The organism is Spirosoma migulaei (assembly GCF_054776855.1).
Window position 1 is genome coordinate 18,053 of the sequence record NZ_BAAHBG010000014.1, and the last position, 26,104, is coordinate 44,156.

Below are 26,104 nucleotides of genomic sequence, written 5' to 3' on the forward strand. Positions count from 1 at the left end.
TAGTCTTTATGGCATTGGCGCTAGCCCCTCCCACTTTACATTCCAGCTACCGTCTTTAGGAAAACCGGGATTTGGATCGCCCTTGTAGCCATCCCAACCAGCACACATCATGGAAACTGCCATTAATAACCCTCCGTTTCCAGGCAGGTAAATCCGGAGGTTATTACGTTGATAATTATGCCCATTAGGCAGATATGTGTTTTTTGTTACCTTCATCAGCAGCACATCAACGGCATCTTTAGGTTTCCCTAAGCGCGCAGCTGTCATGGCAACCAGCGGGTAATCCCATCCCCAGGTTTCCTCCCAATGCCAGACTTTCATGATCTTATCGAAGGTACGCTGCATGGTTGGCAGGTCGAGCTGGGAGGATGCGGGCAGAAAGCCATACGTTCCCAATACAGTCGGATGGTCGGTCATGTACGGCTGGAAGGTGTACGAATCGGGAGCACTTTCGGCAGCCAGGTATAGGCCGTCCTGCACAGGCAAGGGCGAGAGTTTTGCCAGTACATCATCCCACTGTTGATTTCGGGGCAATCCCAGCCGCTGTCGCCACTGTTGCGCTACGGTCAGCCCCCAACGCCAATAGGCAAGCTCGTAGGTTGGGTTCATGGTCGTTTCCGCTTTGAATCGTTCCTGCGCTGGAATCAAGCCTGGCCCCAAAATGTAGGTCTTTTTTACGGGATCGAAGTAGGCGTAAGACGCCATGAAATCGGCCGTTTCGAAAACAAGATCTTTGTAGTTGTCCAGCACTGCCCGGTTATGATGATGGCGATAACACAACTCCGCAAAATACAGAAAATGCGGTTGTTGCCAGATCAAAAACGGCGCAATGGTCGACGGACTTTCGTTGCCATCCTGATCAACCATTTTAGGCCATCGAACCCCTTTAAACCCTTGCCGGGTGGCAATAGCCTGTGCTTTTTCCCGGATCGATTTATACCAGCCAAGGCTTTTCTCCAGCAAATCGATCCGGTTCCACTGCGCAAAATGGGCCGCATGCCACCAGTGCATTTCGAGGTGGGGCTTTCCATACCAGCTGTTATAGGTAAGACCTGTTTCCTGCGGTGGTGCGGAGCCAGCACATTGCAGTTTGGTCAGGTATTGCGATAACACAATCCGCCGTTCCAACTCAGCCGCACGCTTATCGGTACTACCCGACAAGTCGACTGCGCCACCCGATAACCAGAACTGCTCCCAGCTTTGGCGGCTATTGGCTAAGGTAGCCTCAAAGGTTGCCGGTGCCTGCTTGATCGTTCGGTTCGAAAACCGGCAGCTCATCGAAAATGAATCGCCCTGCCCCATTGGTTTTACAACAAAATGGTGCTTTTCGGGCTGCATCAGTGAGGCCCTTTCGCTCCAGCCAAGGCTAACCGAGTAGCGTGTGGTATCGAGCGTTCGTTCGATGAGCGCGCCACGCCCAGTTGTGTATTCAAGACGTGAGCTATGGCGCTGGGGTTTGGTCCAGTCACTCGCATTCTCCCAATCACCAGAACCATACGGAAAGCGAAGTGTAATGGTGATTCGTCCGGTTTTAACCAAAGGAGAGCGTACTTGCACAGCTAGTTGGTCCTGGCTCTGATGGCCCACCGTAATTACATCTACCGGCTGGCCTTCCAACTCAAAATGGCTGCGAATCTCGCCCGTCCACAAGTCCAGTTCCTGCCGGATGTTCCGCAAATCCAGAGGTTTCACCATCGAACCATCGGCTTTCGTCAATCCAAAACCGATTTGACCCAAATGTAGTCGATGCGGGTTTTCCCGAAACCAATCGGATGCGGCTTTTTTTCGCTCAGGTGCTGCATACGAATACGTATAGGACACACCGCGCCCATGCGACTGATACTCTTTGTACACCTCGTCAAGACGATACTGTTGCGTATTTGGAAAGCTGTGCCAACCCCATTGCGACTGGGTGCCAAGCGAAACACCCTGCTGATAAACATCAGGAAACGTTTGTAAGCCCGTTGGGTCGACCGTAACGGCAAATTCACCATTCCCGACCGATAAAGACTGCATTGAATCGAATCGGGTAACGATAACGTTATGCCGACTAACCAGCGCTTTTCGGTCAATGCGCGCTGGAGGATTAGTGTTGTGAAGGATTGGTCGAGTGGTAAGGCTCGTCGCCACGATAACAACACTCAGTAAAAAGAACCGATTAATCATACAACAAACGTGATTACCCTGGCAAAGAACCCAATAAACTACTACTTCCCAAATCATTACTTACTTACCTGATTTTAGACTTCAGTTTCGTTGCTCAACAAATGCCAGAAGCAGATTTTGTAGGGCAATACTTTTTTTCTAGCCAGGAAGTACTAAGTAAACTAAGTACTTCCTGAATGGTGCTATTAGAAATACAGGTTAATTTCTTACACCAACAACCCCTTATCTTGTTCATTACTAGCAATCAATGGTTGTTTAGTGCAAGCAAATCGGCTGAGTAACTCGTACATGAATAAGGATTTTTACGGGCAAATCAGCGTTATATAAGCTTCTATATATTCTACAAAAAACCACTCACTTTCAGATAGCTACGGTTGATAAAGTCGTCAACGTTAATAGCTTTGCAGTTTAAGAACCTTCGCGGACATTTAACCGTTAAAAATTAAGTTTTCTCTTGCAAATTATTACCCTGTGAAAAGATGGATTGCTCTCATTCTCGTTGCGGCTGTACTCGGCGGGATCATTTACTACAATAAAGTATTACATCCTGCTCCCGGAGCCGCTGGCGGTGGACCCGGAGGTGGCGGTAAAGGTGGAGCTGATGCCAAAGGAGGCCCTGGCGGTAAAGGTGGCCCCGGTGGTAGTGGGAGTCCCGCCAACATCAATGGCTTTGTGGTCATATCGAAACGTCTTCAGGAAGATATTGTATCCAGTGGCTCGTTGCTGGCTTCGGAACAGGTTGACATCTATCCTGAAATTTCGGCCCGGATTACACAATTGAATATCCATGAAGGTCAGCCGGTAACAAAAGGTGCGTTATTAGTTAAGCTCTTCGACGCCGACTTGCGGGCGCAGTTGTTAAAACTTCAGGCGCAGGCCGACAATGCCCAGCGTACTGAGGAACGTAACAAACAATTACTGGCTCGGGGTGGTATAAGCCAACAGGAATATGACATCGTGACGACCAATTTACGGTCGTCATTGGCTGACATCGAACTGGTGAAAGCCAACCTACAGAGAACCGAAATTCGGGCTCCGTTCTCGGGTGTTATTGGTTTACGTAATGTGAGTTCAGGAGCGGTTGTATCGCCAAGTACACTCATCGCGCGACTACAACAGATATCGTCGCTTAAACTCGACTTTTCAATTCCTGAAAAATATGGGCAGGCTGTACACAATGGCAGCCAGATTTCGTTTTTAGTGGATGGAAGCAAAGAGCCGAGCCAGGGAGTCGTCTACGCCATTGAGCCGGGGGTGGAAGAACAAACCCGTAACCTTCGCATTCGGGCGCGTGTTAATAATACGTCGGCCCGTTTTCGGCCGGGTACGTTTGCTCGTGTCACGCTTACGATTCAGAATAACCAAAGTCTAGTGGTTCCGACCCAGGCCGTTATTCCGCAAACCCGCACGAATCAGGTGGTGCTTGTCAAAAATGGCAAAGCAGTGTTTAAAGATGTTACAACGGGTCTCCGTACGGCTGGTACAATCCAGATTTTGTCGGGCTTACAGGTGGGGGATACCGTTGCAACTACAGGTCTGTTGTTTCTGAAACCTGATTCGCCCGTTAAGGTGAGTAAGGTTATCACACTATCGAATAGTGCCCGAATGTAGCAAGTAATTGATATTGTTTGAGGTTTGACGTGTACGGTTTGACGTTCTTTCTGTAGTAGCCAACCGTATACCTCAAACCGTAAACTGACAAGCAAACTCAACAAACATGAGTCTTCCCGAACTTAGTCTGAACCGACCTGTTTTTGCGATGGTGATGTCCATCGTTATTGTGTTGTTCGGCGTTATCGGCTTCACATTCCTGGGTGTTCGCGAATACCCGGCTATTGACCCTCCGGTGATTTCCGTGCGCACGAACTATACAGGGGCTAACCCCGAGATCGTCGAATCGCAGATTACCGAGCCTATCGAAAAATCGCTGAACAGCATTGAAGGCATCCGGACGATTTCCTCGAACAGCGCCCTGGGTGCCAGTACGATCACCGTTGAATTTAACCTGGATGCCAACCTGGAGCAGGCGGCTAACGACGTACGCGATAAGGTAGCTCAGGCTCAACGGCAACTACCGCAAGATATTGATGCACCACCTGTGGTAACAAAGGCGGATGCTAACTCCGATCCAATCATTTTCATGACGGTTCAGAGTACTACACGCAATCCGACGCAATTGTCGGACTATGCCGAGAATGTACTTCAGGAACGGTTACAAACCATTCCCGGCGTTAGTCAGGCCAATATTTATGGCCTTAAGCGCCAGGCCATGCGTCTCTGGATTGATCCTATTAAATTATCGGCCTACCGGCTAACGTCACAGGATATTCAGGCTGCACTAACGGCGCAAAATGTAGAACTACCTGGCGGAAAGGTATATGGCAACAATACAGAACTGACTGTAAAAGCGGTAGGCAGGCTGACTACGGAAGACGATTTCAACAATCTGATTCTGCGTCAGACGAGCAATCAGATTGTTCGGTTTAAAGATGTTGGTTATGCAACGCTTGGGGCCGAAAACGAAGAAACAATTTCGAAACAAAATGGCGCGGTCGGTGTAATTCTGGCGTTGATTCCGCAGCCGGGTGCCAACTATGTCAGCATTGCTGATGAATTCAACAAACGCTTCGAACAGCTAAAGAAAGATCTCCCCAGCGACATTATTGTCAGCATTGGTACCGACCGGAGTATTTTCATTCGGCGAGCCATTGAGGAAGTAGGTGAAACCCTGCTTATCTCGTTCGTACTGGTCGTATTGGTCATTTACTTCTTCTTCCGCGACTGGCTGATTGCGTTCCGCCCCCTGATTGACATTCCGGTATCGCTTATCGGTGCGTTTTTCATCATGTACCTGGCCGACTTCAGTATCAACGTACTGACGCTGCTTGGAATCGTTCTGGCTACGGGGCTCGTGGTGGATGATGGTATTGTGGTAACAGAGAATATCTTCAAGAAGATCGAGCAGGGAATGGATACCGAGGAGGCCGCACGAGAAGGCTCCAACGAGATTTTCTTCGCGGTAATTTCTACCTCTATTACCCTGGCTATCGTGTTCCTGCCGATCATCTTCCTGCAAGGTTTCGTGGGTCGATTGTTCCGAGAATTTGGGATTGTCGTTGCTGGAGCCGTACTGATTTCTGCCTTTGTATCACTCACCCTGACGCCGGTACTCAGCGTAAAATTGACCAGTAAAGATCACGGACAATCCTGGTTCTATCGAAAAACCGAACCGTTCTTTAACTGGCTCGATGATTCATACCGGGAGTCCCTTACGGGTTTCATGCGGAAGCGCGGTTGGGCATTCGTCATGATTGTTGCCTGTTTAGCACTGATTTTCGGATTAGGGTCAATGCTTAAATCCGAGCTGGCTCCCTTAGAAGATCGGGGCCGTACACGTATTTCGATCACCTCGCCCGAAGGCACCAGTTTTGAAGCGCAGTCTGCCATGACCGACCGGGTTATGCAGTTTGTGCTCGACTCCATACCTGAAACCCGTTTGGCATTTAGTGTGGTAGCACCTGGTTTTTCGGGAGCGGGGGCGGTTAACTCCTCCTTTGTGATGGTAAACATGGTTGACCCTTCCGAACGCAAACGGTCGCAGCAGGACATTGTTGACTTACTGACCAAAAACCTTAGAAGGTTCAATGAAGCCCGTATGTTTCCCAATCAGGATCAAACGATTCAGGTAGGCCGAGGGGGTGGACAGCCCGTTCAATTCGTGATTCAGAATCTGAATTTTGAGAAACTACGGGAGAAGCTACCCGTATTTCTGGAGGAGGTTCAGAAAGATCCTACATTCGTGAATCCTGATACGGACTTGAAATTCAACAAGCCCGAGCTGAACATTAGTATCGACCGCGAGAAAGCGACCAATCTTGGCATCTCAGTACAAGACGTAGCCCAGACGCTCCAGCTAGCCTTGAGTAATCGTCGCCTGGCCTACTTCCTGATGAATGGGAAACAGTATCAGGTAATCGGGCAGGTAGACCGGGCCGATCGTGACTCCCCTGTTGATTTAGCTTCGTTCTATGTCCGTTCGAATCAAGGTCAGTTAATTCAGCTAGACAATCTGGTGAAATTCCAGGAGGTGAGTAGTCCACCGCAGGTGTATCACTTTAACCGATTCAAATCAGCTACGGTGTCGGCCAATTTGGCTCCAGGCAAAACGGTTGGCGACGGCGTTGAGGCTATGCGGGCTATTGCCGCTCGAACCCTCGACCAAAGCTTCCAGACAGCACTTTCCGGCCCTTCACGCGATTTTGCTGAAAGCTCGTCTAACACGCTGTTCGCTTTTGGTCTGGCCCTGATTCTGGTTTATCTGGTATTGGCCGCCCAGTTCGATTCGTTTATCGATCCGCTTATTATTATGATTACCGTACCGCTAGCCCTCGCCGGAGCCGTATTCTCTCTGTGGATGTTTAACCAGACGTTGAATATTTTCAGTCAGATTGGTATCATCATGCTAGTGGGCTTAGTTACAAAAAATGGCATTCTGATTGTAGAGTTCGCCAACGAACAGCGATTGGAGGGTAAGAATAAATTTGAAGCGGCAGCCCAATCGGCAGCCATGCGGCTTCGTCCAATTCTAATGACTACGCTCGTAGCTGCCTTTGGGGCTTTACCACTAGCCATGGCTTTAGGGTCGGCATCGAAAAGTCGGGTTCCGCTGGGTATTGTGATTGTGGGCGGATTAATATTCTCCCTCATTTTGACACTCTATGTTGTACCCGTTATTTATACTTATCTGAGCCGCAGGAAGGATGTAACACCGGACGAGCCGCAAACAGACAATACGATGAAGCCTAAGCAGGTGGGCGTACCCGCTTAGATGCCATATTATTAACATATTTATCAGGGGTGAATCTGGCTTTACAGATTCACCCCTGATGCATTTAGTGCCTGTCTTCCTCACTTCTCAACAAAAACATTCCTTGTATCGGTTATAAATTTCCTTCTTTTTCCTTCTTTCCTTTTGGGCCATCTTTCACCAACCACTGGCTCTTCGCACGAATCTGCATGAAACGCTATTTCTATTTTTTCCTGTTATTACTTGGGCCGGTTGCCTTCGCTCAAACACCCTTAAACGTCGATAAAGAATTTGCCTTTGCTGCCAAACAATATGAGCTAATGCTTAAAAGTCACCCCGACACTACCAAATTCCCACAGTCTACGAAGCCCGACGGCACACCTGACAACCGTAAATCGGACTGGTGGTGCAGTGGCTTCTTTGGTGGCTCACTCTGGCATATCTATGAACGAACCAAAGCGCCAGTCTGGAAAGCTGCCGCTAACAAATGGACGATGGCTGTGGCCAAAGAGCAATACAATACGGGTACCCACGACTTAGGTTTCATGCTCTATTGCCCCTTCGGTAATGGGTATCGGCTGACTAAAAATGAGACGTACCCACCCATATTACTCACGGGTGCGAAGTCACTATCTACCCGCTTCGACCCAAAGGTTGGGGTAATTAAATCGTGGAATAAATTTCAGAACTATGATTATCCTGTTATCATCGATAATATGATGAACCTGGAGTTCTTGTTCTGGGCAGCAAAACGATCGGGAAATAAAGAATTTTATAACCTCTCTGTTACACATGCCGATAATACGATAAAAAACCATTATCGGCCCGATTATAGTAGCTACCACGTCGTTTGTTACAATCCTGACGGTACTGTGGCGGCTAAAAAAACTGCGCAGGGCTACGCCGATAATTCGGCCTGGGCGCGGGGACAGGCATGGGGCTTATACGGCTTCACAGTGATGTATCGTGAAACAAAAGACAAAAAGTACCTGGATTTCGCTCGTCACATTGCTGATTTTTACCTGAGTCATCCAAACTTACCCGCCGACAAGGTTCCGTACTGGGACTTTAATGCGCCTAATATTCCCAACGAAGAACGGGATGCCTCGGCCGCTGCCATTACAGCCTCAGCTTTACTTGAACTGTGCACCTACGGCGGTCCATCGGCCAAGACGTATTACCAATCAGCGGTGAAGATGCTGGAAAGCCTGTCCAGCCCAGCTTACAAAGCCAATTTGGGCGAGAATAATAACTTTATTCTGAAACACAGCGTAGGGCATAAACCCCAAAAGAGTGAAGTGGATACACCAATCATTTACGCTGATTATTACTATCTGGAAGCATTACTCCGCTATGATGCGCTCCAGAAAAAATCAGCGTTCCGGTCGTAATTTGGTATAAAAGAGTTTTGACAGGATGAACAGGATTAATAATCCTGTTCATCCTGTCAAAACTTTATCTAGTAATAGCGCCGAATAGCCTGAATTGTCACAATAGTTGGAGCCGACAAATAAAAGTCAAACAAGGAATGCCCTAATAGTTCATGGCTGATGGCATTAAGATGTTGTGGGTCATTTGCCAAAAAATACTCTTCTTCTGGGCGAATTACTAAATCGGAATCAAATACACTGAACAATTGATTTTCCGCTTCCTGTAACAATAAGTTGCGGCTGCGTTGCCGAACCCACTGGTTAATCCGATCCCGATTCGGAAATGGAGTCAGTATCAAAACATTATGACGGAAGGGGCGTAACTGTTTCAGCAAAACAGACAAGGCCATTTTGTCGCGCGACCGAACGAAAGAACGTAATAAGGTGCTCATTGCCTTGAATGGGCTAAGTTGCCCAGCCTCTGTTTCCCCAGATTGCAATGTCAGTGACTGTGGTAACGCCGGTGTCGCCAAACAGGGCACATTCACCGAGTCGAAGACGGCGGGCTGAATAATCCGATGGTCAAGTTGAAGAATAATTAAGTCGAAACGGCTGAGGGGTAGTTGCGCCAGCGTAGACGACATCTGCGCCATCGTTAAATGAGCATAGGCTTCTACCGACACGGGTTGCCCGGCTCGGCTAACCTGCCGAATAAAATGCCCTACGAAACTTAAGTTTCCTCCCGACAGGCCGAAGCCATAGGTATGTTCATCGCCAATTACCAACACGTTCATCAGTCAATAAAAACGGGGCGAATAAACCCGTTTCCTACCTTTACGTAACAGCCTGGCTAACTGTGGCAATGGACACAGAAAAATTATTAACAACCTAAACAATAATTGCAACGTTATACGTTGGGAACGCGTAGTCTATGTAGTGTCAGGTTGTTAACGTAAATCCGATCGAACTTTGTTTTTCCGAAAATCGTCTTCCTTCGCCGATAATGATCTGCTAAGCGTTATTCGGGCTTGTCGCGTAAACGACCCGCGAGCCCAACGAACGCTGTTCAAGCAGTTTTTTGGCTATGCAAAGAGTATCTGCCTGCGCTACACCTCAAGTAGTGAGGAAGCCGAAGATGTACTAAACGAAGGATTTCTGAAAGCATTTCAGCATTTAGATAGTTATGATGAAACATTACCATTTAAAGCCTGGCTGCGGACAATTCTGGTAAATACGGCGATTAGTCACTATCGCAAAAATCATCGGTTTGAGCAACACACATCGCTGGACGCGGGCGAACAGGTGGCCTTCGATGAGAATATTGTTGATCAGATTGCTGCTGAAGAGATTCTGGCCCTGGTTCAGCAACTAACACCAACTTACCGGACCGTATTTATGATGCACGTAGTGGATGGCTACACCCTCCACGAAATTGCCGGTATATTGAGCCATAACGAGGCTACTGTGCGTTCGAACTACGCCCGCGCCCGGCAGAAGTTACAGGTACTCATCAAACAAGCTTATCCATTTTACGAAAATTCTGGCCCTGGTGCCACCATTCCATATCATGAAAACTGACCGATTTTCCGATATTATCCGGCGAAAACTGGAAAGTATTCGGCCGGAATTTACCGAAAAAGACTGGACGAGGATGCAAGCCACGCTTCAGCAGGCTAGTCCGCCCCAACCCGGCTCAGGCGGCACAGGGCAACCCTTCAGTCAGAGTATCTGGTCATCGCACCCCTGGCTCATGGCGGCTGCAACTATCAGTACCGTTGTGTTGGTAGCCTTTAGCATCTGGCAACGGGCTGAAATTAACAACCTGCGTCAGGCGATAGGTCAACTCAAACAAAAGCCTGATTCAACGCAGGCAGCTCCTACCTTACCCGGACAGGAACAGTCGACACTATCCCAAACAGAGGGCGCTCGTCAGCCGTTGCCTGTGCAAAGCCGTGAATCAATGCCATCGTTGAATCAGAAACAAGGAATTTCTGGTGAACGGGATACTGTTTACATAACCCGCTATGTTACGCCACCTGCCCGTTCACGATCAGAGACTGTGGATGAACGGGCATTGCAGGGAACAGAAACTCCGCCTGATCAACGATATGCGGAAACAAGTCGATCGTCTGTTTCTACGAGCCCATCACGCCAACCTACTAACCTAACTAACAACCAGAAAACTGATTCATATGGCGTTTCCTCTACTCCCTTAACCAGTGAAAAAAATACCTCTATAACCAGTTCTGAAAACAACGTTACTCCTTCGGTTACGCTGGATAAATCGGCGAATCCACTTGCCAATACCAGCCGTGAACGTCGGCTCAGGAAAGGTCGGTATTCAAATACAAATGAAGTTTACCAGACCAATCCAGCTAGTGGCATGGTGACGAATAGTCGGAGTCCTAAAACTAACTATTCAGACAGGGCTACAAACCTAGTTAACTCGGTCGAGCAAACTCAGCAATCCAAAACCGAGCAGTTAGTTGCTATGAGTGGTACATCAGCCAGTTACGAACTGGCTACCAGTCGCCCTTTATCGGCAAAAACCGCTAACTGGAATGGCATGTTGGCTCAGCGAGCAAATCGAATAAGAAAGGCCTGGACTCCAGCGGTTATTGATGAGGTACAAACGGCTCCAGCCAGCCAGCCAGTTAAGCAACTACCGATCCAGTTCCGGCTAGGTGTAGGTGGTGAACTAGCCTCTGGTTTATGGAACGCAGGTGCATTTGGTGAAGTGCTTCTGGGCAAGCATCTGACCGTTGGTGTTGGATTTGTCCAGGCGACGTATACGAATAAGTTTACCAATGACGATGACTTCGAAGATCGTACACATCGTAATTTCAAAAAGGAATTTGGTCCAGGAATTGATCAATTCCGTGATATATTAAATATTGATACCCGTCAAACACGGTATCAGATCCCAGTAAGCCTTGGTTATCGGATTCCGCTTAACCAGTCGCTCTCATTACTACCAACCGTTAGTACCTATTTAAATCTGCAGAACACAGAAAATGTGACGTTTTATTGCCGGCTGCCCCTACCCCCTTTCCAGCAAAATCGCATTGATTTTGCTCAGGTAAATGTCAACAAAACCCAGTCGATTAATTTAATCAATACCCTATCGCTGGGAACTGGTATTGAATGGCACAGTAGACATTGGGCACTACAGGGAAGTCCTGTCCTTAATTTACCCCTGCAAAGCAATGCACAAACGATGCAGCCTGACCAAAATTGGCGGAATACAACAACTGTCAGTCTAAGGGCTAGATTACTGTACCAGTTTTAAATACGAATAGAGCGCTGATTTTTAGGATCTATCTATTACTCTAATTAGATAGACCCTAAAAATCAGCGCTCTATTTTATACTTACTTATCCGCTGATACCCGCCAAATACGCCCGGCAGCATCGTCGGCTACAAGCATTGATCCATCAGAAAGTACAGTCACGCCAACGGGTCGACCGTGTACGTCTTTGTTATTCCCCGCCAGAAAGCCGGTTAAAAAATCTTCAGGCTTGCCGGGTTTCCCGTCCTTAAACGGCACAAAAACGACTTTATAACCAACGAGTTGCGAACGATTCCAGGAGCCATGCTGTCCAATAAAGGCTCCGTTTTGATATTTTTCGGGGAATGTCGAGCGTGACCCCGTCGTTTTGTCATAAAAAGCTAATCCAAGCGAAGCCGTATGCGATCCAAGCGGCACATCGGGCACCAGGGCTTTCTTAACTAAATCTGGTCGTTCACCTTTCCGACGAGGGTCTTCATTTTGTCCGTAGTAAGAATAAGGCCAGCCATAAAACGCGCCCTCTTTCACGCTCGTCATATAATCTGGTACGAGGTCATCACCTAATTCGTCACGCTCGTTAACAGCCGTATAGAGCACCTTTGTTGTGGGTTGCCACCCCATACCAACGGGATTCCGTAAACCACTGGCGTAGATGAGTTCACCGGAACCATCGGGATTGATTTCCAAAATATTAGCCCGGCGGAGTTCATTCTCAGGCCCATGCTCCCCAACGTTACTACCTGACCCAACCGTAATATAAATCTTCTTCCCATCGGGGCCGGCCAGTAAATTTCGGGTCCAGTGGTTGTTGTAGCCGCCAACGGGTAGATCCAGGATTTTCTTACCGGGAGCCGTTATCTTGGTTTGTCCCGGTTTGTAATCATAGCGCATTAACGCACCTGTACCAGCAGCGTAGAAACTGTTACCAAGAACAAGCATGCCAAATGGCCGATCAACACCCGATAGAAATGGTTGTCGTAAATCAGGTTTCCCATCTTTATTCGTATCCCGGAAAATCGTGATACGATTGGCGCTAGTTCCTTCCCGCTCGGATTTATTCCGTCCGGTTACCGCATTAATGACCTTTTCTTTGGCCCCGTCTCGTTCTGTATTCGCTTCCGCTACAAAGATGTCGCCGTTAGGAGCCTCATATATCCAGCGGGGGCTATCCAAATCACGAGCGAACTCCGTAACTGTAAAGCCCGCTGGTGCCTGGGGAGTTTTGCCTTCGGGCCAGCCGGTAACATTACTAAAGTTTTTCGCCGATTTAGTCGCGAAAGGCGCAGGTAAGCTAATTGTTGTATCGACGGTATTAACCTTCTCACCAGTCTGGTTAGCGTCTTTTTTCTGATTGCAGCTCAGAAATAGCGCCGACAGCGCAACGCCTGTCAGCAGATATGTGGTTGTTTTCATTGTTGAGTAAATTGTACCTTTACTCAACTGCCTGTACATTCATTTGGTTATGGCTTGGCCTGTAAAGCTGTTATTCTCACAAGGCTCGGGAAAATTTAGCGTACGGAATAGGCCCTTTATAGAATACCTCACTCACAGCTTCCATACCAAATCGACGGTAGAAATCTGCCGCTTCAAGCCGGGCATCACACCAGAGAGTTGTAGCTCTCAACCGTTTTGCTTCATCAATGACATGGTTTAATAAAAGCGTACCAATTCCCTGCCGCTGACAATCAGACCGAGTAGCAAATTTTCTAAATCGGCTGTCTTTGTCGTTAACAAATAGTGAGATTACGGCAACCAGCTCATCTTCCAGAAATGCCCCAAAATGATAGCCATCCGCATCGTTTTCTACCTTCACATACTCAAAAGGTTTGTCGGGCCAGAGTACATTATGCCGCAACGGGTAGGTTTGCTCAGGCGTGATGGAACGAATTAAAATCATGTTTTACGAACAAAGTCAAAACGGCAATTTTCCTAAATCGACATTCCCTCCCGTTATAATAATGCCGACTTTTTGGCCGGCAAACTGCTCTTTGTAGTTCAGAACGGCTGCCAATGGAACGGCACTCGATGGCTCGATAACGATTTTCATCCGTTCCCAAACGAGTCGCATGGCCGCTATAATTTCAGCATCGGAAACAGTCAGAATATCCATAACATGCGACTGGATAATGGCCAGTGTTCGCTCACTCAGGGTTGTCATGAGCCCATCGGCAATGGTATTAATATAAGGTGCTTTCTCTACTCGTCCGCTTTGAAATGACAGTACGGCATCGGCGGCACCTTCGGGCTCTCCGGCAATAACACGGGTTTTTGGGGATAGGTAATGAGTGGTCAAAGCTGTACCACTAAGTAGCCCTCCCCCACCAACTGGTGCCATAATTATATCGAATGGTACAGACGTTCCGGCATCCTCTATCAACTCTTTGGCAGCCGTAGCCTGCCCGGCAATCACGCGGTCGTCGTCGAAGGGGTGAACCAATACGGCACCTGTTCGTTCCATCACCTCACGAACGCCAGCTTCGCGCGCTTCGAGGGTTGGTTCACATTCAATGATCTCTGCACCATAGCCATGAACCGCGTCTTTTTTCACTTGCGGTGCGGTGCGTGGCATCACAATGTACGCGGGAAGACCAACCTGGCGAGCGGCAAAGGCAACCGCCTGTGCATGATTACCCGACGAATGCGTTGTTATGGCGTTACCTTCCTTATTCTGAACAACTTGTAAAACTGCATTAAGACCACCACGGGCTTTGAAAGCTCCTATTTTCTGAAAGTTCTCGCATTTAAAGAACAGTTCGGCCCCGACCCGTTCATTAATCGTTTGATTCGTGAGCACGGCAGTGCGGTGAATATAAGGCCGAACTCGGTCGTGGGCCTCCCGTATAGTATCGAATGAAATCATCAGGCTTTAAGACTACAGATGCGGGCAAATTACGAACAAAAAAGCTTGGCCCCATATAAACCATTGCTCGCTCATTGCATCAAATGAGTAACTTCCAGCTAATTTAGTACTTTACCAACCGAAGTAGCCGTTTACTTCCCCAACCTTAATTCGCTAAATCTGTTACGTTATGACTACCAACCGTCGTTCGTTCCTGAAACAAGCTGCTGGCTCGCTGGCAGGTATGGCTGTTATGCCAGCTGTTTTTGCTGAAGCACCCACAAAAAAAATGTTCTTCGATATTTCACTGGCTGAGTGGTCATTACACAAAGCACTGTTCGGCAAGAAAATTACGAACCTGAATTTTCCAGGCATTGCGCGTAAAGAGTTCGATATCAGCATTGTTGAGTATGTGAACCAGTTCTTCAAAGACAAAGCACAGGACAAAACCTATCTCAACGACTTGCTAACCCGTTGCAAAGACAATGGGATTACGAACCACTTGATTATGATCGATGGAGAAGGAAACCTGGGCGCTTCCGATGCTGCTGAACGGATGAAAGCGGTTGAAAATCACCACAGATGGGTGGAATGTGCCAAGTACCTGGGTTGTAAAACCATCCGGGTTAATGCTGCCGGGCAAGGCACTGCCGAGGAAGTTTCTAAAGCTGCCGTTGAAGGCTTAAGCAAATTAGGTGAGTTCGCCAAAACCATGAATATCAACGTCATCGTTGAAAACCACGGTGGTTATTCATCAAATGGCCAATGGCTATCCGGTGTGATGAAACAGGTGGGCATGAAAAACGTGGGCACCCTTCCCGACTTTGGCAATTTCTGCATCAAACATGGCCAGGGGCACGCCTGCCTGGAAGAATACGATCGCTATAAGGGCACAGCCGAGCTAATGCCATTTGCGAAAGGTGCATCAGCTAAATTCTATGACTTCGACGCAAATGGTAACTGCGTTGAAACTGACTATAATCGCATCATGAAGATTGTGAAAGACAGCGGTTTTAAAGGAACCATTGGCATCGAATACGAAGGCGATGGTCTTGAGGAGTATGAAGGTATCCGTAAGGCAAAAGCAATACTCGAACGCGTAGGGCCAACGGTATAAAATAATTTGTCATTACTAGTCAGGCCTTGTCATTAGGTTGTCATTCGTTGTATATACAGGCATATGCTGTTTACAATAAATGGCAACCTATTGACAAGGCCTGACCAGTAATGACACTATCATTAAAGTCCTACACTTGGCTGAGCTACATACCGAAGCAATTCCTGCCGGGTGGCTTCCTGCTCAAACTTGCCGCTATAAGACGAGGTGATGGTTGTGCTATTCAGATCACGAACTCCACGGGTTGACACGCAAAGGTGTTTGGCATCAATAATGACGGCAACATCCTCTGTTTCCAGAACACGCTTCAGTTCATCGGCAATCTGTATCGTCAGACGCTCCTGAACCTGAGGACGCTTGCAGAAATACTCCACAATCCGGTTCAGTTTCGAAAGACCAATTACTTTCCCACTTGAAATATAAGCCACATGGGCTTTACCAATAATGGGCACAAAGTGGTGTTCGCAGTACGTTTGAACGGTGATGTCTTTTTCAACCAGCATCTCATTGTACTGAAACTTGTTGTCGAACAGCGTTGATTTGGGCTTATTTGCTGGATTCAGACCGCTGAAAATCTCCTTCACATACATTTTGGCAACGCGCCGGGGCGAGCCTTTCAAACTATCGTCCGTCAGATCCAGGCCCAGAATATTCATAATTTCGCGAAAATGCTCTTCAATTAACTCCATTTTCAGGTCATCATCAAGGGCAAACGCATCATCACGCATCGGTGTGTCAATAGAACTTGTTCCATGATCATCGCCGAGTTCATCCACTAATTCGTCGCTATGGTGTCCATGTCCATTTAGCGCATGGCCATTAGACGGGGTATTCGACGAAGTTCCGTTCAGTTTCATACAGTCTGATTTTAAGATCTAAGCCCTCGCTTAGCTGATTGCGTAAAATGGTATAGATAACGATGGCAATGTTCTCGGCCGACGGATTTAAATCGGCGAATTCATCGGTATCAAGATTAAGGTTCTTGTGATCGAAGCGATCAAGGACATGTTCCTTCATAAGGTCGCCAAGATGCTTCATGTCAATAACGTAGCCCGTTTCAGGATCAATCGGGCCAACAACCTGCACAATCAGCTCATAGTTATGACCATGAAAATGGGGATTGTTGCATTTACCATACACACGGGTATTTTTTTCATCTGACCAATTTGGGTTGTTCAGACGATGTGCCGCGTTAAAATGTTCTTTCCGAAATACGGCAACTCGCTGACCACTAGTGCTGAGCGTGTTGATTCGGGGAACTTCCGTTCCAGAAGTGTCCATAAAAATGAATTGAAAAATGGTTCAATCAACCTGTCGTTACAAAGTTTGTGTACAACACAGGCAGACAGCGGAGCGTGTAGCCAAGACGCCCTTTCGTATGCGATTGATGCTTTAATAACCGGTTCTCTTCTATTTTTGTTCAACCTTTTACATAAAAGATTAAACAAGAAAGGCTCCGATTCTGGATAATAACATCCGCTTATCCGCTAACGTTCCCACCCATAAAAACCTTCGGCTATCAGGAACCGGTCCAGGGCTGCACCCGTTGTGACCCCATGAAACGCTTTCGAACCATCATGATATTTACTGCATTTATATTGACTGGATTAGTGGTAGCAACGCTGCTTTTTATGCAACAAAGCACCTTCGGCCGCAATCCAGCCGAGACCCGATTAGACCGAATCAAACGCTCCCCGAACTACAAGGATGGTTCATTTCAGAATCTGGAACCAACCGAAGTGATGCGCGAAGATGCGTCGTATGCGGGGCTGATGCGTGATTTCTTTCAAAAAGATAAAAATAACATTCCACCCCTGCCTCTTCCATCCGTTAAAACAGATCTGAAAGCTTTGGGGGACTCAACACCAACAATCGTCTGGTTTGGCCATTCATCCTACCTGATCAAATCAAAAGGCGTGACCCTTCTGGTCGATCCTGTATTCAGCGGCCATGCGTCGCCCGTATCGTTTTTCGGCAAGTCGTTTCCGGGAACGGATGTGTATAGCGTCGACGATATGCCTGCTATTGATTATCTGGTTCTTTCCCACGACCACTACGATCACCTCGATTATGAGACCGTTACGAAATTGATTCATAAAGTCAAGAAATTCTACACCGCTTTGGGTGTGGGTGCCCACCTCGAACGCTGGGGTGTTCCGGCCGATCGGATCGTGGAATTTGATTGGTGGGAACATCAGCCCGTTGCACCCGGTATTGACCTGACAGCCACACCTGCCCGGCATTTTTCGGGGCGCAGTTTTGCACGGGGAAAAACCCTATGGACTTCCTTCGTGCTGAACCTTCACGGCTACAAGCTATTTCTGGGGGGCGATTCAGGCTACGGCAAACATTTTCAGACCATTGGCGATCAGTACGGCCCGTTCGATCTGGCTATTCTCGAATGCGGGCAGTATGGTAAAGACTGGCCAAACATCCATATGATGCCCGAAGAAGTCATTACTGCTGCCCAGGATCTACGGGCAAGAACTTTACTCCCTGTGCACTGGGCCAAATTTTCCCTAGCCATGCACGCCTGGAACGAACCCATTGAACGGCTACTCAAAAAAGCGGAGAAAGAAGGTTTTGACGTAACAACACCCAAAATTGGCGAACCCGTTGTTCTGAACGCGTCCTACCCAAGAGCCGTGTGGTGGAATTTCTAATACAGAAAATTGGGTAAAACGGCACTGGCGTATGTTTTTTGACCTGAAATCTCGTTCTTTGACAGGTCAATCGTTTTATACGCAACTGTCCCTTTATGCAATCGCCTACCCGTCGTGAATTTATTCGAACAGCCGCCCTTACGGGCGCAGCAACCTCTGTTTTTCCAACTATTTTAACAAATGCCGAGTCTCGTTCGGATAAATCAGCTGATCCAAAAGTTCGGCTGGCGTTTATCGGTGTTGGTGCACGGGGACGCAGTCACGTTGACCAGGCGCTGTTTCGTGATGATGTTGAGATTACGGCCATTTGCGATCCTGACCCCGAAGCCATCAGCCGCACGAATGCGATGATCGAGAAGAAGGGGCGGAAACTCCCGGTAGCCTATACAAAAGGCGACGAGGCTTTCAAAGAGATGCTCAAACGCGATGATATCGACGGCGTTGTCATTGCTACCCCCTGGGAGTGGCACGTGCCCATGGCCGTTGCTACCATGCAGGCTGGCAAATACGCCGGTGTTGAAGTATCGGCGACCGTAACGCTCAAAGAATCCTGGGATTTGGTCAATACGTTCGAGAAAACGGGTTCGCATTGCATGATTCTGGAGAATGTCTGCTACCGACGCGATGTGCTGTCGGTGCTGAACATGATTCGGAAGGGCATGTTTGGCGAGATGACCTATGCCCATTGCGGGTATCAGCATGATTTACGGAACATCAAATTCAACGATGGCAAATCGATTGGCGGTGTTGGTGCCGAGTTTGGCGCAAAAGGATACTCAGAAGCTCACTGGCGGACCCAGCACTCGGTTGATCGTAATGGCGATATTTACCCTACCCATGGACTCGGCCCAGTAGCTCATTGGCTCGATATTAACCGGGGTAACCGCTTTACCCACCTGACCAGTACAGCCACTAAAAGCCGGGGCCTTCACAAATACGTTGTCGACAAAGGGGGACCGGACCATCCGAACGCCAAGGTTAACTTTAAGCTGGGCGATGTGGTAACTACAGTAGTTCAATGTGCCAATGGTGAGAATATCGTTATCATTCACGACACAAACTCTCCTCGCCCCTACTCGCTTGGTTTCCGGGCGCAGGGTACAAATGGCATCTGGATGGACGACAACGATATGATTTACCTGGAAGGTGTCAGCCCGAAAGCCCATAGCTGGGAGCCATTTGCCCCCTATCAGGAAAAATATGATCACCCACTCTGGAAACGCCACGCTCAAACCGCCGAAAACGCAGGTCACGGTGGCATCGACTTTTTTGTACTTCGGGCCTTCATTGAGTCAATAAAAGCGAAGACCGCTCCACCTATAGATGTATATGACGCAGCAGTCTGGAGTGCCATTAGCCCATTGTCAGAACAGAGTATAGCTGGGGGTAGCAAACCCATTGAAATTCCTGATTTCACCCGTGGAAAGTGGAAAACCAACAAGCCGATTTTTGGTCTCGGCGACAACTATTAAAGCGTAGTTGACGATAAGTCAATTTCTCTTTATAATTTGTAAAAAATTTTAAAAATCAGTTCCCCTACCTGCTCTAACTTACGAATCAATCAATGACACCAACTACCGCTCCACCTAAACCCCAGAGTTACCTAGGCCCGCTGCTCATTATTGGCGCCCTTTTCTTCATTTTTGGCTTTGTTACCTGGGTAAACAGTGTACTGATTGCTTTTTTTAAACAAGCATTTAATCTGAGTACGGTTGGCTCTAATCTGGTAGCATTCGCTTTTTTCATTGCCTATACGCTCATGGCCATTCCGTCGTCGGCAGTGCTGAAGCGAACGGGCTTCAAGAACGGTATGTCCCTTGGGTTATTGGTGATGGCCGTGGGTACGCTCATTTTCGTTCCAGCAGCCAAATCAGTATCCTATCCGTTGTTCCTGGTAGGTCTGTTCCTGATTGGCATTGGCCTCACAGTTCTACAGACAGCATCCAACCCCTACGCTACTATTCTCGGTCCACGCGAAAGTGCCGCTCAACGAATCAGTTTTATGGGCGTTGCCAATAAAATGGCGGGCATTTTTAGTCAAATTATCTTTGGAGGGCTTTTTTTAACAGGGGCCAATGCTGTTTCGGGAGCCGCTTCGCTAGAAAAAGTAGTCACACCTTATCTAATCCTGACAGGTATACTGGTAGTACTAGCGGCCCTAATTCGGTATTCTAACTTACCGGAGGTATCCGAAGAACAGGATGATACAACATCGGAGGTCTCGGCTCATACCAGCGTTTGGCAATTTCCAAACCTTGTTCTGGGTGTTATAGCTCTGTTTTGTTACGTAGGTGCCGAGGTTATAGCGGGCGATACAATTATCAACTATGGTAAGGCGCTTGGTTTCCATAACGACGAAGCAAAATACTTTACAACCTATACTCTTTATGGCTTATTGGGTGGCTATGTACTCGGTATTGTCCTGATTCCCCGTTTTATATCACAGCAAACATCCCTTCGGTTTGGTGCTGCGTACGGACTTGTTCTCACAACGGCAACGCTCCTGACCAGTGGTTTTACATCTGTATTATGTGTAGCTCTCCTTGGCTTTGGCTTAGCTCCTATCTGGCCGGCACTTTGGCCACTGGCGCTAAATCGACTCGGTAAATTCACGAAACTTGGCTCGGCCCTACTCATTATGGGGATTTCGGGTGGTGCTTTGCTACCCTTGCTGCATGGTTACCTCACGGATAACGTTAGTCCTAAAATGGCCTATGGTATGCTATTGCCGCTGTTTGGCTTTATATTGTACTACGCTACCGTAGGCTACAAAAAATCGAGCTGGTAATGTTATTTAACCTTGAGCAGCTACGTCTAGCTGTTGAAAAAGGCAATATCAACTGGAGAAAACATACCCTTCAGCGATTAGCAGAACGTAATATTCTTCAACGTGATGTTCTGCAAATACTGCATTCGGGTGAGGTAATTAGATCTTACATTGATGATCGACCTTTTCCAAGCATATTAATGTTTGGATGGATACATGCCCGGCCTTTACATACAGTAGTTTCTTATGATAATGTAGAGGAGATGGTGTATATCATTACAGTTTACGAGCCATCACTTGAGGTGTTTGAGTCAGATTATAAGACAAAGAAGCAATGACAACATCTAAGATTTGCCCCATGTGTGGAGGTCACAAAGAAGCTGGTCGTACTACCTATAGTGTTGATTCGGGAGACGGATTAGTTGTTGTTCGTCATGTTCCAGCTATGATTTGCAATCAATGCGGAGAAGAATGGATCGATAATCAAACAGCGCAACAACTAGAAAATATTGTTCTGGAAGCGCGCCAGAAAAAACATCAATTAGAAGTATTGTCGCTTTGAATTTGTCAACAATCATATCTCCTACCGAAATACAGGAGCAAACCGTATCAACACCCGGACGCATCTGTCTCTTTGGTGAACATCAGGATTACTTAGGGCTGCCAGTTATTGCAGCTGCCATCTCGCGCCGAATTCAGATAAAGGCGTGCCAATCTGAGCAAACTGGCTTTCGGCTGAACCTTCCCGATATTGGTGAATCGGTTAGTATTCCGTTTGATGGGCAACCGCTTCCCTATCCGCAAATCCGTGATTATTTCCGATCGGCAGTTAATGTTTTGCTTCGGGAAGGCTTCTCCTTTTCAAAAGGAATTGAGGGCGAAGTACATGGGAATATTCCCATAAACTCCGGTACATCAAGTTCATCAGCCTTATTAGTTACCTGGCTCAATGTGCTTGCTCTCTTAGCAGATAAGCCCAGGCAGCTTTCTCAGGAGAAGTTGGCAGAACTGGCCTACGTAGCCGAAGTCTTGGAATTTGGTGAACCGGGTGGTATGATGGATCATTATTCTACTGCCGTTGGGCATGTGATTTACCTGGAATCGCAACCGAAAATTCGGCTTGAAAAACTTAGTCCAGCCTTAGGTACGTTTGTTCTGGGCGACTCGCAGGAACCCAAAGATACAATTGGCATTCTGAAGCGGGTGAAGTACGGCATGCTCGATATAGTAGCAAAATTAAAGGCTATCAACCCGACTTTTTCGTTGTTTGAGTCTGAGATTACCGAAGTTGTTGAGTTCAAAGACGTTTTGAGCAAAGACGACTACATTCTGCTCAAAGGCAATATTGAGAACCGAGATATTCTGCGCGATGCACTGACCGTTTTGAAATCTCCCACGGGTCTTGATCACGTACGATTCGGTCAGCTTCTGACCAACCACCAAACCAATCTACGCGAAGCCCAACGCATTAGCACACCTAAAATTGACCGTATGCTCGATGCAGCTCTGAACGCGGGTGCTCTCGGCGGGAAAATTAACGGTTCGGGAGGGGGAGGCTGTATGTTTGTTTATGCACCCAATGAGCCCGAAAAAGTTGCGGAAGCCATTGAGCGGGAAGGCGGAAAAGCCTACGTCATTTCAGTTGATGCCGGAACAACTGTTGAGCGTTGAGCTTGCTATACTACGCTATTACAAACATTACTGCTGGCTGTTCGCGGCACGTTGTGCAGGAAACCAGGAAGTGAGTACGGTCATCAGGACAACGAGAATACCGGTCAGGATAATGTCCCGAGTATCAAGACGTACTGGGTAGGCATCAATAATTGAACTGACCGTTCCCATCCGAATAAATCCGTATTTCTCTTGCGCTAAACAAATCAATACGCCCAGTACCAGTCCGGTAATTGCTCCTGTTAACGCTATAATCGCTCCTTCGGTCAGGAAAATCCGCCGAATCATGTTCCTTGTTGCCCCAAGAGCGAACAAAATCCGAATGTCAGCTTTTTTCTCAATCACCAACATGGATAGCGAAAAGAAGATATTGATCGAAGCCACCAGAATGATAAACGAAAGCGTTAGACCTACGAATAATTTTTCGACGTAAATAGCCCGATAGAGATCTACGTTCAAGTCATCGCGGGTTTGCACACTTAGTTTATCGCCAACTACGTTCTGCAACGCTTGCTTAACCAACTGTTCGTTGGCACCGGGCTGAAGTTGTAGTTCTAGGCTTGTTACTTCATCTGGTTTATAACTAAATAACGAACGGGCTACCGTCAGGGGAACCAAAACAAAATTATCGTAGCGCGATTCAATGAAAAATACACCCGCTACCGTTAGGGATTCCCGATTAAAGGCGTCGGGGTTTAATACGCTAAAATTTTGTCCGCTTTGGGGATACAGAATTTCCAGTGGTGTCAGAATATCAACTGGCGAAATACTCAAGTCTGTGCGCACCCCATCCGCCACAATAGCATAGTTGATACCATTCTGACGTAACAACAGTTTCCCTTCCAGCAAAGCCGAGTCGAGCTGCTCGCGCTGAAGGTAATTGTCATCCACCCCTTTAAGCTTCACAACGGTTGTGCCATTCGCATAGCGACCGAGCGCATTATCTTGTGCTACAGACGTCAGAAAATGCACACCCGGTACTTTCTGCAAACGGGTTACTAAGGCAGGGGGAGCCAGGAACCGCTTGCCTTGTTTGGGCGATATGGTCATATCGGCCTCAAACGTTTTAAATACTTCCCGATTCAACTCTTCCATCCCGTTTAAGACTGACAGTACCACAACCAGCGCCATTGTACCAATGCCCACACCGAGCATCGACAGAATAGACAACCAGCTAATGAAACTGCGTTTCTTACGGGAGAAAAAATACCGACGGGCAATCCAGGCAGGAAGATTCATAAGTAGTAGAAAGTAGAGTAACTGAAATAAGTGAAGTAAGTTGGTTAGAGTGCGCTTAAACGTACTCCACCCATTCACTTACTGCACAGCTTCACCAATTACTCATCCTCATCTTCCGCTGGTGCGGGTGGGATTTCCAGGCCAGAGAAGAGTTTATCCATTTTATCAGCGTATTCGGCCGTGTCATCTAAATAAAAATTCAGCTCGGGTACAATGCGGAGTTGATGACGAACACGCTCACCAAGATGCTGTCGTAGCACTTTTCCTTTTTCCTGAATAGTTTCCAGCAAAAGCTGTTTATTCTTAGTAGCCAGAAAACTCAGGTAAACCCGGGCTACGCTCAAATCGGGCGAAACGCGCACGCTGGTAACGGTTATAAAGGCTCCGTTGAATAAATGCGGCACATCGCGCTGAAAAATTTCACTCAAATCTCTCTGCAATTGCCGGGCTACTTTCTGCTGTCGTTTCGATTCCATACTACTCGGTACTTAAACTATTTTGCAAATATCCACCCATTTTTCCGTTCTGCCGAAATTGACTGTAATTTTACAGGCAGGAAGTTAGTAAGTTAATGAGTTAGTAAGTCGGTAAGTCGGTAAGTCGGTAAGTGGCTGACGCACGTTTTTGCTTTCGCTGGTGTGGTCAGCTACTTACCAACTTACTGACTTATCGACTTACTAACTCATTACGATCTTGCTTCGTTTTTTTCAATCGTATTTTCCTTACCAATACGTCAGCTTACTCGGGCTTCTGCTGGTAATCCGGTTGCCACTCCTGCTGCATCCATTCCCTCTGCTAATACCTGAACTGAACTGGATGATTGTGGGCGAGCAGATTAATCAGGGGAATTTGCTCTATCGCGACATTTGGGATAGTATTAGCCCACTTTCAGCGCTGGTTTATTGGGGAATCGATGGTCTGTTTGGCCGGTCGCCATTGGCATTACACGGGACTGCACTGTTGGTATCGGTATTCCAGATCGTTTATTTCAACTATCTGGCCAACAACCGCGATCTCTACCCCGACCGCTCATTCTGGCCGGGGCTGATATACATGCTGTTCATGCATATTTCATTCGATTGCCTGACGCTTTCTCCCGTACTCATGTCGACCAGCTTTTTGCTCCTGGCCTTTGGTACGCTCATCCGACAGATGGATCGGCGGGGGGCTACCGACGAAGTATTTGAAGTAGGCTTTTATATTGGTATCGCTGCGTTATTCTATTTACCCTCGGCCTTGTTCATTATCTGGGCTACGTTGTCGTTGCTTTTTTATACAGGAGCCACCTTTCGGCAGTATTCGCTTTCGTTATTTGGGTTCCTGTTTCCATTTGCCGCCACAGTCCTGTTCTATTACCTCTACGATAGCCTCGACGATTTCAATCGAAACCTGCTCTCGTCGGTATTCCGGGTACGGCAGTACTCCTTATCTGATTTCCAGTCGCTGCTGGCTTCGTTACTGATTCCATTGGGACTGGGCGTTTTAGGCTTCCTAAGTCTACTCAATCGAGGAGGCAGGTATGTAAATTTTCAGCAGCGGATACAGCAGATTATGGCCATCTGGTTTGTCATTGCCGTATTAACAATTGGGTTGATGCCCTTTCTGGCGCCGATGGTTTTTTTGAGCTTTGTGCCTCCTATGGCTTATTTTACCTATTTTTATTTTGAGGGTATCCGTAGAGCCTGGCTCGCGGAGATGACCTTTCTGACTGCGGTTATACTGATTCTGCTGTTATTTTATCAAGGCGCATTGGGGCTCATACCGGGGGGCGAACTAGGTCGGCTGAGTAGCTTACAGGTTCAGCCATCACCTCTCCCCGATGACATCAAGAACCGACATGTATTAATTATTGGTGAAGACCTTAGTGCTTACCGGCAAAACAAGTTGGCGACTCCGTACCTCAACTGGGATTTGGCAAAGTACGATCTAAAAAATTTAGACAATTACGAAGCCGTCATTAACGTATTCGACCATTTCCGAAAAGATCCACCCGACTATATTGTAGATCGAGAAAATGTAGTGGGGAAATTATTTCAGCGCGCTCCTGGTTTAGCAACGCAGTACGAAAAAACAGCGGTTGCAGACGTGTACAAACGAAAATGATGTACGATCTACGAATTACGATCTACGATTTGTTGCTGACGCAGGAAAAAAAATCGTAATTCGTAGATCGTAC

22 protein-coding genes are annotated in these 26,104 nt (G+C 47.4%); 13 read left to right on the top strand and 9 right to left on the bottom strand.

The window, feature by feature from the left end; all coding sequences use genetic code 11:
- Nucleotides 1-6 precede the first annotated feature (6 nt).
- Entirely contained in the window at nt 7-2,166 is a 2,160-nt protein-coding gene (locus ACYVGO_RS18005) for a hypothetical protein (protein ID WP_460970449.1), read from the bottom strand.
- A gap of 471 nt (nt 2,167-2,637) precedes the next feature.
- Here ACYVGO_RS18005 and ACYVGO_RS18010 point away from each other — a divergent pair, with 471 nt between their 5' ends.
- From ACYVGO_RS18010 to ACYVGO_RS18020, 3 genes are all read left to right on the top strand, one after another.
- Entirely contained in the window at nt 2,638-3,777 is a 1,140-nt protein-coding gene (locus ACYVGO_RS18010) for an efflux RND transporter periplasmic adaptor subunit (RefSeq protein ID WP_142772151.1), read from the top strand.
- Between the two features lie 106 nt (nt 3,778-3,883).
- A complete protein-coding gene (locus ACYVGO_RS18015; RefSeq protein WP_142772150.1) occupies nt 3,884-6,994 on the top strand; it encodes an efflux RND transporter permease subunit in 3,111 nt (1,036 codons plus the stop codon).
- A 188-nt stretch (nt 6,995-7,182) separates the two neighbouring features.
- Nucleotides 7,183-8,364: a glycoside hydrolase family 88 protein gene (locus ACYVGO_RS18020; RefSeq protein ID WP_460970450.1), complete on the top strand. Its 1,182-nt coding sequence runs from the start codon at nt 7,183-7,185 to the stop codon at nt 8,362-8,364.
- 68 nt (nt 8,365-8,432) lie between these two features.
- Here ACYVGO_RS18020 and ACYVGO_RS18025 read toward each other — a convergent pair whose 3' ends face one another.
- A complete protein-coding gene (locus tag ACYVGO_RS18025; protein ID WP_460970451.1) occupies nt 8,433-9,137 on the bottom strand; it encodes an SGNH/GDSL hydrolase family protein in 705 nt (234 codons plus the stop codon).
- A gap of 175 nt (nt 9,138-9,312) precedes the next feature.
- Between ACYVGO_RS18025 and ACYVGO_RS18030 the strand changes: the two genes are divergently transcribed.
- Nucleotides 9,313-9,921: an RNA polymerase sigma factor gene (locus tag ACYVGO_RS18030; protein WP_142772145.1), complete on the top strand. Its 609-nt coding sequence runs from the start codon at nt 9,313-9,315 to the stop codon at nt 9,919-9,921.
- Nucleotides 9,911-11,632 (top strand): hypothetical protein, encoded by a 1,722-nt coding sequence (locus tag ACYVGO_RS18035; protein ID WP_460970452.1) that lies wholly within the window; start codon nt 9,911-9,913, stop codon nt 11,630-11,632. The genes ACYVGO_RS18030 and ACYVGO_RS18035 overlap by 11 nt, the downstream gene beginning before the upstream one ends.
- Before the next feature lie 81 nt (nt 11,633-11,713).
- Here the strand turns inward: ACYVGO_RS18035 and ACYVGO_RS18040 are convergent, their stop codons facing one another.
- The 3 genes from ACYVGO_RS18040 to ACYVGO_RS18050 form a co-directional block, all read right to left on the bottom strand.
- A complete protein-coding gene (locus ACYVGO_RS18040) occupies nt 11,714-13,045 on the bottom strand; it encodes a PQQ-dependent sugar dehydrogenase (RefSeq protein WP_460970453.1) in 1,332 nt (443 codons plus the stop codon).
- 76 nt (nt 13,046-13,121) lie between these two features.
- Nucleotides 13,122-13,529 carry a GNAT family N-acetyltransferase gene (locus tag ACYVGO_RS18045; protein ID WP_460970454.1) on the bottom strand — a complete coding sequence of 136 codons (408 nt, stop codon included), beginning with the start codon at nt 13,527-13,529 and terminating at the stop codon, nt 13,122-13,124.
- A gap of 15 nt (nt 13,530-13,544) precedes the next feature.
- Complete coding sequence (locus tag ACYVGO_RS18050) at nt 13,545-14,492, bottom strand: threonine ammonia-lyase (protein WP_460970455.1); 948 nt, start codon at nt 14,490-14,492, stop codon at nt 13,545-13,547.
- A gap of 169 nt (nt 14,493-14,661) precedes the next feature.
- Here ACYVGO_RS18050 and ACYVGO_RS18055 point away from each other — a divergent pair, with 169 nt between their 5' ends.
- Nucleotides 14,662-15,588: a sugar phosphate isomerase/epimerase family protein gene (locus ACYVGO_RS18055; protein ID WP_460970456.1), complete on the top strand. Its 927-nt coding sequence runs from the start codon at nt 14,662-14,664 to the stop codon at nt 15,586-15,588.
- 122 nt (nt 15,589-15,710) lie between these two features.
- Here the strand turns inward: ACYVGO_RS18055 and folE are convergent, their stop codons facing one another.
- Together folE and ACYVGO_RS18065 are read right to left on the bottom strand one after the other, a co-directional pair.
- Nucleotides 15,711-16,445, bottom strand: coding sequence for a GTP cyclohydrolase I FolE (folE, locus tag ACYVGO_RS18060; protein ID WP_142772139.1), 735 nt, complete (start codon nt 16,443-16,445; stop codon nt 15,711-15,713).
- A complete protein-coding gene (locus ACYVGO_RS18065; protein ID WP_142772138.1) occupies nt 16,408-16,869 on the bottom strand; it encodes a 6-pyruvoyl trahydropterin synthase family protein in 462 nt (153 codons plus the stop codon). The genes folE and ACYVGO_RS18065 overlap by 38 nt, the downstream gene beginning before the upstream one ends.
- 275 nt (nt 16,870-17,144) lie before the next feature.
- On the opposite strand from ACYVGO_RS18065, the gene ACYVGO_RS18070 reads away from it, so the two are divergent.
- From ACYVGO_RS18070 to ACYVGO_RS18095, 6 genes are all read left to right on the top strand, one after another.
- The gene (locus ACYVGO_RS18070; protein WP_460970457.1) at nt 17,145-18,251 is read left to right on the top strand and encodes an MBL fold metallo-hydrolase; all 1,107 of its coding nucleotides are present in this window, start codon (nt 17,145-17,147) and stop codon (nt 18,249-18,251) included.
- 95 nt (nt 18,252-18,346) lie between these two features.
- Nucleotides 18,347-19,723, top strand: a complete 1,377-nt coding sequence (locus ACYVGO_RS18075) for a Gfo/Idh/MocA family protein (protein ID WP_460970458.1) — start codon at nt 18,347-18,349, stop codon at nt 19,721-19,723.
- Between the two features lie 92 nt (nt 19,724-19,815).
- Complete coding sequence (locus ACYVGO_RS18080; RefSeq protein WP_460970459.1) at nt 19,816-21,039, top strand: sugar MFS transporter; 1,224 nt, start codon at nt 19,816-19,818, stop codon at nt 21,037-21,039.
- Nucleotides 21,039-21,356: a DUF4258 domain-containing protein gene (locus tag ACYVGO_RS18085; RefSeq protein ID WP_460970460.1), complete on the top strand. Its 318-nt coding sequence runs from the start codon at nt 21,039-21,041 to the stop codon at nt 21,354-21,356. The genes ACYVGO_RS18080 and ACYVGO_RS18085 overlap by 1 nt, the downstream gene beginning before the upstream one ends.
- The gene (locus ACYVGO_RS18090; RefSeq protein ID WP_246859516.1) at nt 21,353-21,580 is read left to right on the top strand and encodes a type II toxin-antitoxin system MqsA family antitoxin; all 228 of its coding nucleotides are present in this window, start codon (nt 21,353-21,355) and stop codon (nt 21,578-21,580) included. Before ACYVGO_RS18085 ends, ACYVGO_RS18090 begins: the two co-directional genes overlap by 4 nt.
- Nucleotides 21,581-21,582: 2 nt before the next feature.
- The gene (locus tag ACYVGO_RS18095; protein ID WP_460970461.1) at nt 21,583-22,689 is read left to right on the top strand and encodes a mevalonate kinase family protein; all 1,107 of its coding nucleotides are present in this window, start codon (nt 21,583-21,585) and stop codon (nt 22,687-22,689) included.
- Between the two features lie 27 nt (nt 22,690-22,716).
- Here ACYVGO_RS18095 and ACYVGO_RS18100 read toward each other — a convergent pair whose 3' ends face one another.
- Both ACYVGO_RS18100 and rbfA read right to left on the bottom strand, forming a co-directional pair.
- Nucleotides 22,717-23,928, bottom strand: a complete 1,212-nt coding sequence (locus ACYVGO_RS18100; protein WP_460970462.1) for an ABC transporter permease — start codon at nt 23,926-23,928, stop codon at nt 22,717-22,719.
- A gap of 98 nt (nt 23,929-24,026) precedes the next feature.
- Nucleotides 24,027-24,404 (bottom strand): 30S ribosome-binding factor RbfA, encoded by a 378-nt coding sequence (gene rbfA, locus ACYVGO_RS18105; RefSeq protein ID WP_142772132.1) that lies wholly within the window; start codon nt 24,402-24,404, stop codon nt 24,027-24,029.
- A 217-nt stretch (nt 24,405-24,621) separates the two neighbouring features.
- Between rbfA and ACYVGO_RS18110 the strand changes: the two genes are divergently transcribed.
- On the top strand, nt 24,622-26,031 hold the full coding sequence (locus tag ACYVGO_RS18110; RefSeq protein ID WP_142772131.1) for a hypothetical protein: 1,410 nt from the start codon (nt 24,622-24,624) through the stop codon (nt 26,029-26,031).
- Nucleotides 26,032-26,104: the final 73 nt, after the last annotated feature.